At 41.7% G+C, this 11,232-nt stretch carries 9 protein-coding genes; 1 reads left to right on the top strand and 8 read right to left on the bottom strand.

Going from position 1 to position 11,232, the window contains the following annotated elements; genetic code table 11:
* From tssD to MHN79_RS19605, 7 genes are all read right to left on the bottom strand, one after another.
* Positions 1-372, bottom strand: a 372-nt coding sequence (tssD, locus tag MHN79_RS19635) for a type VI secretion system tube protein TssD (protein ID WP_239174006.1), incomplete at its 3' end; no start/stop codon positions are given.
* A 285-nt stretch (positions 373-657) separates the two neighbouring features.
* The gene (locus MHN79_RS19630; RefSeq protein ID WP_239174544.1) at positions 658-1,080 is read right to left on the bottom strand and encodes a hypothetical protein; all 423 of its coding nucleotides are present in this window, start codon (positions 1,078-1,080) and stop codon (positions 658-660) included.
* The gene (locus tag MHN79_RS19625) at positions 1,058-3,166 is read right to left on the bottom strand and encodes an integrase (RefSeq protein ID WP_239174542.1); all 2,109 of its coding nucleotides are present in this window, start codon (positions 3,164-3,166) and stop codon (positions 1,058-1,060) included. The genes MHN79_RS19630 and MHN79_RS19625 overlap by 23 nt, the downstream gene beginning before the upstream one ends.
* Positions 3,167-3,175: 9 nt before the next feature.
* Positions 3,176-4,864, bottom strand: coding sequence for a hypothetical protein (locus tag MHN79_RS19620; RefSeq protein ID WP_239174540.1), 1,689 nt, complete (start codon positions 4,862-4,864; stop codon positions 3,176-3,178).
* A complete protein-coding gene (locus MHN79_RS19615; RefSeq protein ID WP_239174538.1) occupies positions 4,861-6,066 on the bottom strand; it encodes a site-specific integrase in 1,206 nt (401 codons plus the stop codon). Before MHN79_RS19615 ends, MHN79_RS19620 begins: the two co-directional genes overlap by 4 nt.
* A gap of 88 nt (positions 6,067-6,154) precedes the next feature.
* Positions 6,155-7,507 (bottom strand): glutathione-disulfide reductase, encoded by a 1,353-nt coding sequence (gene gorA, locus MHN79_RS19610; RefSeq protein ID WP_239174536.1) that lies wholly within the window; start codon positions 7,505-7,507, stop codon positions 6,155-6,157.
* A 164-nt stretch (positions 7,508-7,671) separates the two neighbouring features.
* Complete coding sequence (locus MHN79_RS19605; protein ID WP_239174534.1) at positions 7,672-8,511, bottom strand: 23S rRNA (adenine(2030)-N(6))-methyltransferase RlmJ; 840 nt, start codon at positions 8,509-8,511, stop codon at positions 7,672-7,674.
* Positions 8,512-8,673: 162 nt separating this feature from the next.
* Between MHN79_RS19605 and prlC the strand changes: the two genes are divergently transcribed.
* Positions 8,674-10,716 carry an oligopeptidase A gene (gene prlC / locus MHN79_RS19600; protein ID WP_239174532.1) on the top strand — a complete coding sequence of 681 codons (2,043 nt, stop codon included), beginning with the start codon at positions 8,674-8,676 and terminating at the stop codon, positions 10,714-10,716.
* A 55-nt stretch (positions 10,717-10,771) separates the two neighbouring features.
* On the opposite strand, the gene MHN79_RS19595 is transcribed toward prlC, so the two are convergent.
* Positions 10,772-11,227 (bottom strand): DoxX family protein, encoded by a 456-nt coding sequence (locus MHN79_RS19595; RefSeq protein ID WP_239174530.1) that lies wholly within the window; start codon positions 11,225-11,227, stop codon positions 10,772-10,774.
* Between the last annotated feature and the right edge of the window lie 5 nt (positions 11,228-11,232).

Below are 11,232 nucleotides of genomic sequence, written 5' to 3'. Positions count from 1 at the left end.
AAAATGAGCCACGTTGGGCATTTCGATATTTACATTTCTAATCAAAGCGCCAATTAAGTCAATTTGGTAAAACTTTTCTTGTGTACCGCCTCTAGGAGAGTTGCGATAGAAAGTAAGCTGACATTTTAATTCAGCTCCATCTGAGCATGCCTGTGATATTAGTGGACTGGACTTATCCACTTTTTTAACGATCTGAATAGGTGAGTGTACTGAACGGTTTTCCCAAGACATGTTATGCGAAAAACCCAGAACTGTAATCTCGTTTTCATGGCCACTTTGATAGCCATTACCCATTGAATCTGGGGTATTACAAGCCATCGACAATAAACCGCCTTCAATACTCTCTATGGTTAGGTAAGCAATTGTTGTCATTATATTTATCCTTTCAACTGATCGTGAAAAGATCGTAACAGTTTTTAACCTATAGTGCACCGTTGCATAATGACTATTAATGTAGTGAAAATGAAGGTTTTTTGAAAACTCACTGGGCAGGTCTTGCTTCTCGTAAACCATTAGTTTTTCTATATCAAATCTACCCGATGATGTTTGTTCAAACTTCGACACGTAGCCCAGAATGGGACAGAAGCAAGTTAAGGGCAACCTGTCAGTTCTAATAGCACCGCGAGTTCAAGTCCAGACTAATCCATATGAGTATACTTAGAGATCAATAGATTTAGTTCCAGATCGTAGCTCTGCAATTTTGTACTGGTACTGCTGAATCATCAAAGCCAGTTGGTTATGCTGACTGGCCATTTCACTTAATTGTTCTTTATAGTCTTCGGCTTGTTTGTAGTACTTCTCTTTTAAGCGCTTTTCATTAGATAGGCGCTCCCTGAGGTTTGCAATTTTTTCTTCGTAGAGGTTATGGCTTTTAGCTTTTGGTGAGTTATTGAGCGCCGTTTTTTTTATCGTTGAGACTATGTCTTTGTAATAGTAAGCGGAACCATCACCCAATCCTGCCTCTTCTTCTACTGCTTTGACAGAAAGTTTTCTATTTGGATCTATACGCTCGGTTTTTCCGCTTAGAATACGCTTTAATGCATTTTCAAGTTCAACCCTAGTTATTTGGGACTTGCTCATACTGGTTGTTTCCTATGTCGAACTTTTCGAATGGAATTTTAAATCGATACAATACTTTTTCCGCTGCTCTAATCTGCGTAATGAAATGAGAATACATTGAACTTGTTAGTGTGCCTATAGCATCCATGTCTTTAACTTGTTGAGAAACCCAAGCATGACGTTTTTGCCAGCTTTCAATTTGTTCTTGGCCAATAAGTTGGTTTTCACAACTCATACAGTTTGCAGGTGAACTTATCTTATGCATCTGGCATTCGTACCCTGCCATACAATACGAGTGTAGTGTACCAACTAGAGTTAGGCGACCGGCCTTGACGTGCTCATTTATCGAATCCCAAGATTTATACTTTTTAGGAAGGCCCAGTCGGTTTTTATTGATAGATCCAGCCATATGTCCCATAAGATTGTTAGACTCCTTTCCTTCGTACCATTCGTGGATTTTTTGTGTTGTAGACTCATGGATAACATCGTTGATGAAGGACTGGAGTTCAGTATCGATCTGCAATGCTTTTATTTTACTGGCAAGCCCTCCTTCTCCATACCATTCTGTTGTAGGGAGATCTAAGTGCTTAAATTGTTGTTTTATTGCAATGTCGTGACAAAGATTATGTCGTTTGGAAAACACAGCAAAGGTTCGCCTTAATTGATGAGTACTTAGCGGCCAAATCTTACCAACTTTTAAGATTTCATCTGCTTTCTTGGGTTCTCTATTTGGGTTAATAAGACGAAATTCATCTAGGTCTTCTTTGGTGATTATGGCATCTGCTTTTTGACATATACTTCGAAAATGCCTTCTCATACTATTATCTTGTATAATTACTGGTTTTAAGGATTTGCGTCCTTGTCCCAACCACAAACAAGATGAATTATATTCGCTCATCGGGTCTTCATCCTCTAACAACTGAATTCGCATGTGTCGTGAGAGAGCTTCCGCAATATTGATGGCTTTTTCTGTAAGCTTAGTTGTTACCCATTCTGCTGGTTTTCCTTTCCCTTGAGTGAACTTATGATGCTCTGAGCGGAGAACATAGTATTTTCTACCATATACTTCTTTCTCTCGAAAACTATTGGAGTTTAAGCAATATAGCTCAGAACGGCGCATTCCTGTAAGGGCTCCACAGGTGATGAAACAAATAGTTTGCAACTCAATTATTGCACTTTGGAAATTACGTGCGTCGCTAGGCAGCTTGCTGCCGAGAGGAGTATTCTCTATATGAGCATTTATTATGGACTTATACTTTGAAGGCATGTGCTTGTTGACTTCAACTCTATAGTCATAAGATTCTTTATTCATCCATTGCCAGGTTCCATTTTCTATTTTCTCGTCAACACGCCTTTTTCCTTCTACGTAGTTTTCTCTTAGATCATGTAATAACTCGTGGAGAGCCTCTCTATGTGGGTAGTACTCGTCAATTTTGCTAAAGCAATAACCGTAAATCTCTTCCATTATTCTCGTTGGCATAGCATAAAACTGATTAGCTCCTTCCTCTTTAGTTTTACCTGTTAATTCAAAGGAAAACTTAGCCGAAGTTTGATCGGGCGGTATGGAGAAATTGATAGGGAGGTACTTAGCAACTCTTTGTATACTTGTCAATGTGTTGTAAATGGCTTCTACTTGAGCATTTTGATACTCTTGGGCTTTAAGGTGGTTACGAAACTCTAGGAAGACAATATTTGACGAAAGGTCGCTGATAGAAGAAAAACCATTTCTTTCAATAAATTTATATACCTGAGCTAGTTTTGAAAAACGTGCAAGAAGAGTTGTTGGTTTAATAACTGCTCCTTTTCTGTGATGTCCCGCAATGTAGAGCCATGAGAAACAAATAAGTTTCATTTCTTTAGCCAAATTCTCGTTTGAAAATGAAGAAAAAATGACCTGTTTTTTATGAACTATTCTGGTATCTAAGTATGCAGAAAAGTTCCATTCCTCGTCTCCAAAGTAACTTTGAGTGCTACCATCATACTTTTTTGTTACTACTACATTATCTAATTCTCTAAAATGGTTTTTTACATATAAATCGATCACTCTTTTATATTCAGAAATGTTTTCTTTGAGAATATTCTTAGGTAGTTCAAATAATGGAGTCATAGAATGCCCTTAGAAATCTAGGTTAATGCCTTCAGGCCATAGAGGGTGCCTTCCTTCATTCTGTAGCTTTTTCTCTGCAAGTCTTTTTACTTTTGGGTGTATTGTAAAGATTATTCGAGTGATAGAGCTTAATAGCTCAGAATAGTTTTTATTAAAGTGTTGTTCACTGAGATGGTGAACTTTGGAGTCAACTATAGAATCTCGGTAGCTCAATAGGCACCAGATGTCTTCGACACTTTCAATGATGACTTGATTTTCGCAGTTGAAACAATTCTGAATGTCAGAGCATGCTAGGTGGTCGACGAGAAAGTCTTTAGGACTGAAATGATTTCTTCTTCTATATTTATTAGCTTGGTCGGAATAGACATTTTTACAACCAGTTCCAATGATCGTCTTTTCCCCATTTCTATCCGCATATTTGTTAAGGAACTCCTCATAAGGAAGAACTTCAAGTCCCAGTTCTTTTTTCGCATATTCTTTTGCATTGTTTATATCTGAGCATCTAGCCGCCCCCTCAATTGTGTGAGTTGCAGCAAGCAGTTGTTTCTGGTTTTCTACCTGTTGGCCGGATGAGTAATGTTTTGATAGTGTGTAAGGCGTATTACCTAAGAGTAACGCTGTTTCTGTGGCATTTCCGGTTTTCGATAAATATCGATAACTCCCGCTGGCACGAAACTTTGAGGCCATAGGGCGTAATGGGTCACCTTCATCAGATTTGATATCGAATGTTTCTTGCAGCCATTTTGAGAAGTTTTGTACATGCCCTTGCTCCAAAGGGGCTATGTCTCCTCTTTTGGCGCGCCAAAGAAGGTGAGGTTCTATAGATATAAGGCTACTTAATTTTAACAACTGTTCAAAAAAGCGAAGAGCAATCTTGGGGACATGAAATGTACCGTTATCACCAATAGATATGGAAACGTACTTATTTGCTCGCGGTTTTAAAACGCTTTGCTCAAACCACTTCCCGCCTTCAAAAACTTTTTCTTTAGGTTTAGTCATATTTAAGAGGACAGTCGTGTTACCCCATGTGTAATACGACAGCATGAAATAGGCAGCGCTAAAACACTTTGTTATCGGAGAGGCAATCTTGTGTGTATGTTGGTTGTAGCTAAAGGATGCTGTTCTTTGATTACTGGATGCATTCAAGTGAACTTCTGGACTATTCATTATTTGTTTGGAAATCTGTCTGAAAAAGGAGTGGATAATTTTGATTAAGGAAGATAGCTCTCTATCTGAGTAGCCTTGAGTTGGATTAGGTTCAGATCGAAATAAACTATAAGGAGAAAACCACTCAGAGCTCGGGTTACCGAACATTTCCAAACATTTTTTACAACAAGAAATCATTTTTCTTGCGGAATTGACATTCATTGAGTAGATCCGAACTTGCTCTATTAAGTGTCGCTCCAATGATTCGACAGCTGCTGAGCTTTCCGGATTAAGTTTTTTCGAATCACAAAAACGAACGTACTTTGCAAAATCTCGCAGGTAGCTTTGCTTTGTTAGATCTGAGTATTCATTTGTTTCGCTGAATATTCGGTACCATCTAAGAACATCGGAATCTCGATTTGCAGGTTCTGCGTCTTGTAAATTTCTTTTAAAAGCAACACCTTTGTAGAAAAAACGCGTAAAGTCATATGTGAATGTTTGTTTGATACCAGTGCGAAGTTTTATCTTTAATATCGGTGGAGAATAAGTCATAACATTGCTTCCTCTAATATTTGATCTAGCATCACCACAGCACTCTGGTTTGCTTTTTCTTTTCTTAGGTATCTGATGTACTTCCATGTCGTTTTATCATCTTTGTGTCCCATCCATCCCATTAGTAAAGCCATCGCATCTCCAACGTCCGGAAAATGTTCAAGCAGTGAGTCAAGGCGGTATGTACCATAAGTTGCTCTTAGATCATGAGTTCGATGCTTAAAGGGGATATGGTGTTTGTCTTGGATGCGATGTTTTAGGCGTCGAAAGTGCTGTTGGATGTTGTTACTGCAAAGTGGGATGCCCAAGTTGTTGAGAAGAAGCGTTCTATATTCTCTTTCAGATTTTTGGCTTCGCCTTAGTCGACGCTCACTAACCGAGTAATCATACATTTTGCGCATTAACTTGTTGGGTATTTCTACTTTACGAGTTTTGTTGAATTTTGTATGTACGCCGTTATGAATACCGATTTCAACTTCGTACCTATGAATGTGTGGGTTAGGCATTTCAACAACCGAGAACGGAAATGTACAAGCTTCTTCAACGCGCAATCCAGACTGAATTTGAAGAAGTTGATGAATGATGAATTCTTCAGAGCTTTCTAAAAGGCAATCTACGAAGCAAACTAGTTCTTGTCGAGATAGCGGGTTGAGTTTTTGTTGCTCATTTCTTGCTGGCTTTCTAATCCTGAGATCAGTTGAACGTACTGCAAACCTAGGTTTGTTATGGCTCATCATCCCTGAGTTAGCAATATGAACTATTTGGTAATTAAATGGTTTGCTCTCCTCATTGAACCTTATAAATCTCTCATGAGCAGCCCATTCGTAGAACTTGATGACATGAAGAATGTACATAGAAGCTGTCGAAAAGGCGATCTCACCACTCCTAGCTGCTTTTAACAGGTCATCATTTCGAAAGCGATAGGTGGGTTTTAGGTGATCGTTTGCTGGGAAATTATCCCAAGAATAATCGTTAGTTTCTAAGAACTGCCAATATCTTTTAAGAGCACGAACACTTGCTGTTATGTCGGCTGCTTTACGGATATTCACCAAATAATTGAACCAAAGATTAACGGGAAGAAGATATTCGTTGTTTTTCGAGTAGAAGGTAGGAAACCCACTTAGATGAATGGAGGTTGATTTATTTGAAGGTGGGTAGATTCGAGGAACGTCAAAGTTTTTCGAATTTACAACAGTAACCATACTAGCTCCATCAAGAGATAAACTCTATTGAAGCTAGTATGTTTTCCAGACTTTACAAATCTAAAGAGTGGATTTTCCAGAGTATGATCTACATGGTAACAAACTCTTCTGAGCCTGTTGGGTGGATGGCGACAACCGAATCAAAGTCTGCTTTAGTCGCGCCCATTTTCATCGCCACGCCAAAGCCTTGAATCATTTCATCAACTGTAAAGCCGATACCATGTAAGCCCACCACTTTTTCATCTTCGCCAGCGCAAATGAGCTTCATCTTACATGGTTGACGATGTTTAGTGACGGCCGTGTACATGGCGGTAAAGCCAGATGTGTATACCTTAATATTGTCTTTACCGTATTTTTGCTCCGCTTCTTGAGTTGTAAGGCCTATGGTGCCAATCGGCGGGTGACTAAATACCACGGTAGGGACTAAGTCATAATCCATTTTAGCATTAGGCTTATTATTAAATAGTCGCTCAGAAAGCTGTCTACCGGCCTTAACCGCAACAGGAGTCAGCTCTATGCCGCCTTCCATGATATCGCCGACGCAGTAGATACCCGCAACATTGGTTTGCTGATATTCATCTACTTTAATGTAACCTGCTTGATTGGTTTCAACTCCGGTAGTTGCAAGGTTAATTGCATCTGTGGCTGGGTGGCGGCCTATCGCCCAAATCAGAGTATCAACATTGTGTGTGTTGCCATTTTCTAGGTGCAAGGTTAGGCTGCCATCGGCTTCTTTAACTACTTCTTTGGGCACAGAGTGAGTGTGTAAAGTTGGTCCTTCAGCTTGCATGACCTCTATTAGCGTTTCTACGATCATGGGATCAAAGCTTCGCAGCGGCGACTCTTTACGACAGAAAAGGTGAGTTTCAGTGCCAAGAGCATGCAAGACACCTGCAATCTCTACGGCAATATAGCCAGCACCAATAACCGCAACGCGTTTTGGTTGCTCGCTTAATTCGAAGAAGCCGTTAGAGTCGATGCCGTGCTCTGCTCCTGGGATGTTCGGAATAGTTGGGCGGCCACCGACAGCAATAAGGATGTGATCCGCTGTGTAGTGTTCACCATTGACTTCTACGGTTTTTGCATCGACAAACTTGGCAAAACCTTTAATAACGTTAACCTTGTTGTTACCTAGTACGCGATCGTAAGACTCGTGAATTCGCCCGATATAGGCTTGGCGGCTTTCGACCAATTTACTCCAATTGAAGTCTTTTAGATCCACATCAAAACCATAATCCTCGGCGTAGAGATTGATGGCTTCGGCGACTTGAGCTCCATGCCACATGACTTTCTTTGGCACACAGCCAACGTTCACACATGTACCGCCGAGATCTTGCGCTTCAATTAGCGCTACTTTTGCGCCATACATTGCTGCTCGGTTTGCTGATGCAATACCACCGCTACCACCGCCGATACAGATATAATCAAAATGAGTCGCCATTTATTTCTCCAATTTTTGCGAATCGATGTGCCAGATAAGTGTATCGTCACTTTGGCACCCGCGTTTCTTTATTGTTTATGATATGGAGGATAGATTGGCCTAACTCAATCTATCCAGCTTAAATTTTCTTCACTTGTCCACTTTAGGCGAGAAGTTCACTCATGTTACTCAGGTACAATCCACTTCACAGTGTAGTGACCCGTTGTCGGTGCAATAGCGTTTTTAAGGAAGGGGAGAATTGCTTGCATCTGGCTTTCAAGCTTCCATGGTGGGTTGATGACTATCATCCCAGATGCTGTCATGCCATGCTCATTGCTGTCGGCTGATACGCCCAATTCAATTTGCAGTATTTTGCGAATCTCGAGCCCTTCAAGGCCTTCAATCATATCTTCGATGTCACACCGATTGACGACAGGATACCAGATGGCATAGATACCCGTTGCCCAGCGCTTGTGGCTTTGATGAATGGCTTGTACGACATCACGGTACTCTTTCGCCAGCTCATACGGCGGATCGATAAGAACTAGGCCACGGCGCTCTTGAGGCGGTAGACTTGCCTTGAGTCGTTTAAAACCATCTTCCTTGTAGATACTTACCTGACGGTCACGGTGAAACTCTTGCTCGAGAAGTGGATAGTCGCTTGGGTGCAATTCGGTTAATACCATGCGATCTTGTTTTCTAAGGTGCGCGCGCGCAACTCGTGGTGAACCTGGGTAATAACGTAAACTCTGACTATTATTTAGGACCTTGATTGAATCTAGGTAGCTTTGCAGTTCTGCTGGGATATCGACTTGCTGCCAGAGTCGAGCGACACCTTGCTTATATTCGCCAGTTTTTTCTGCCCACTCGTGGTTTAAGTCGTAGCGCCCAACGCCGGAGTGAGTATCGTGGTAAACAAAGGGTTTATCTTTTTGCTTCAGAGCATTGAGAATAAGGCTTTGAACGATATGCTTTAGGACATCGGCATGATTGCCAGCGTGAAAACTGTGGCGATAACTTAGCAAAATTGAACTCTCTAGTGGATCACGGTTGGGGAATTTTAATCCAGCTAGTATACGTCACTATTGAAAATTGCTGAACCTACCTATATTTAATAATTTAAACCCAGTCAGAGCTCAACAAGACAACACTGTCCGTGCGCTTTTTGCTAAACAAAAGGAATACTTATGTCTAATCCTCTTCTTAGTTTTACTGATTTACCTCCTTTTTCTCAAATTAAGCCGGAGCACGTTAAACCTGCAGTTGAACAAGCGATAGCCGATTGCCGCGCTAAAATCGAGCAAGTGTTGGCCGATAATCGCGACCCTAGTTGGGAAAATATTGTTGCCCCTATCGAAGAAGTCGATGACCGTTTGAGTCGCATCTGGTCTCCGGTCAGTCATATGAACTCTGTGGTCAATAGTGAGCAATTACGTGAAGCTTATGAAAGTTGTTTGCCTCTTTTGTCCGAGTATGGAACTTGGGTTGGTCAGCATAAAGGCTTATTTGAAGCATACAAAGCTCTCAAGGACAGTGATGAGTTTTCTCAGCTGACACAAGCGCAGAAAAAAACCGTGACAGATTCATTACGTGACTTTGAGCTATCTGGTATTGGTCTACCTGCAGATGAGCAGCATCGCTATGGTGAGATCAGCAAACGCATGTCTGAGCTGGGGTCCAAGTTTTCCAACAATGTCCTTGATGCCACCATGGGCTGGACAAAGCATATAGAAGATGAGCAACAGTTAGCGGGTATGCCTGAATCCGCGTTGGCTGCGGCTAAAGCTGCGGCGCAGGCGAAAGAGCTGGATGGTTACCTGCTGACATTAGATATTCCTTCCTATTTGCCAGTGATGACTTATTGCGATAATCAGGCACTGCGTAAAGAGTTGTATGAGGCATACTCGACCCGAGCTTCTGACCGAGGTCCAAATGCAGGAGAGTGGGACAATACAGAGATTATCAATGAACAGCTCAAGCTGCGCTATGAAATCGCTCGTATGCTTGGTTTTAATACTTTTAGTGAGAAGTCCTTGGCGACTAAAATGGCAGAAAATCCTGCTCAAGTGCTGAGCTTTCTCAATGATCTGGCCAATAAAGCCAAACCGCAAGGTGAGAAAGAAGTTGAAGAGTTGCGCCAGTTCGCCAAGCGCGAATATGGCGTAGAAGAGCTTGAGCTGTGGGACATTACTTATTACAGCGAAAAGCAAAAGCAGCACTTGTTCCAGATTTCCGATGAAGAACTACGCCCTTATTTCCCTGAACAAAGAGCGGTGAGTGGTTTATTTGAAGTTTTGAATCGTGTCTTTGGTATGAAGGTCGTTGAGCGCCAAGGGGTAGATACTTGGCATGAGTCGGTGCGTTTTTTCGATATCTTTGATGCCGATGAAAAATTGCGCGGCAGCTTTTATCTTGACTTGTATGCAAGGGAGCATAAGCGTGGTGGTGCTTGGATGGATGAATGTCGCGTTCGCCGCATCAACGCTAAGGGAGAGCTACAATCGCCAGTGGCCTACTTAACCTGTAATTTCACGCGCCCTGTTGGAGACAAGCCTGCGCTATTTACTCACAATGAAGTGGTGACCTTATTCCATGAGTTTGGTCATGGTATTCATCACATGTTAACACAAGTGGAAACTGGCGCGGTTTCTGGTATCAATGGTGTACCTTGGGATGCGGTAGAGCTGCCTAGTCAGTTTTTAGAAAATTGGTGTTGGGAGCAAGAGGCACTTGCCTTTATCTCTGGTCATTATCAAACAGGCGAACCCTTACCAAAAGAGATGCTTGATAAGATGCTAGCTGCAAAAAACTTTCAGTCAGCCATGTTTATTTTGCGTCAGCTCGAGTTTGGTTTGTTTGACTTTACCCTTCATACACAATTCGATCCTGATATTGGACCCAAGGTATTGGAAACATTAGCCGAAGTGAAAGCTAAGGTGGCGGTTTTGCCAAGTTTGGAGTGGAATCGATTTTCTCATAGCTTTAGTCATATTTTTGCTGGTGGTTATAGTGCGGGGTATTACAGCTATCTGTGGGCCGAAGTGCTGTCTTCTGATGCTTTCTCTCGTTTTGAAGAAGAGGGAATATTCAATGCGGAAACTGGTAAGAGTTTCTTAAATAACATCCTAGAGATGGGTGGCAGCGAAGAGCCTATGGAGCTGTTTAAGCGTTTTCGTGGAAGAGAGCCGCAAATTGATGCCTTGCTTCGTCACGCAGGTATCGAAGCCTAACTCGAAATAATAACGAGCCACGTCTTCTATTGGAAGGCGTGGCTGTTTCCATCCACTAGTTTTGCAATTTCCCTTTGATGAGTTTGTCGGCAGAAATTGGCCCTGGTCCCCAAACCACCACGATTAAAATCATTAACCCCCACAACTGATGGTCGTAGAAGCCTTTCTCCCACAATAGAGGGTAAGAGACGACAGCAATAATATTGAACACAAATAATATCGCTCCCATTGGTCGAGAGAGCAGTCCCAATGCGAGAAAAACAGGCAGAATAAGCTCTGCAGCGGTTCCCATATAAGCGGCCAGCTCCCAAGGTAGAATTGGCACTTGATATTCGTATTCGAACAAATACAAGGTGCTGTCCCAAGAGGAAATTTTTACCAACCCAGAATTAAAAAATACCCACGCAACCCATAAGCGGCAAAAGAGCAATAACAGTGGAACAAAAAAGCATTGAGCTTTGTCGACTATGGTGTCGTAGCGCTTAATTAGGTTATTTATCGACTCGGGCATAGTTA

This window comes from Vibrio sp. Of14-4, from assembly GCF_022347625.1.
In the GTDB taxonomy this organism is placed as follows: Bacteria; Pseudomonadota; Gammaproteobacteria; order Enterobacterales; family Vibrionaceae; genus Vibrio; species Vibrio pristinus.
Note: the sequence above shows the minus strand (reverse complement) of the source record. Positions and strands in the feature narration are given on the sequence as shown.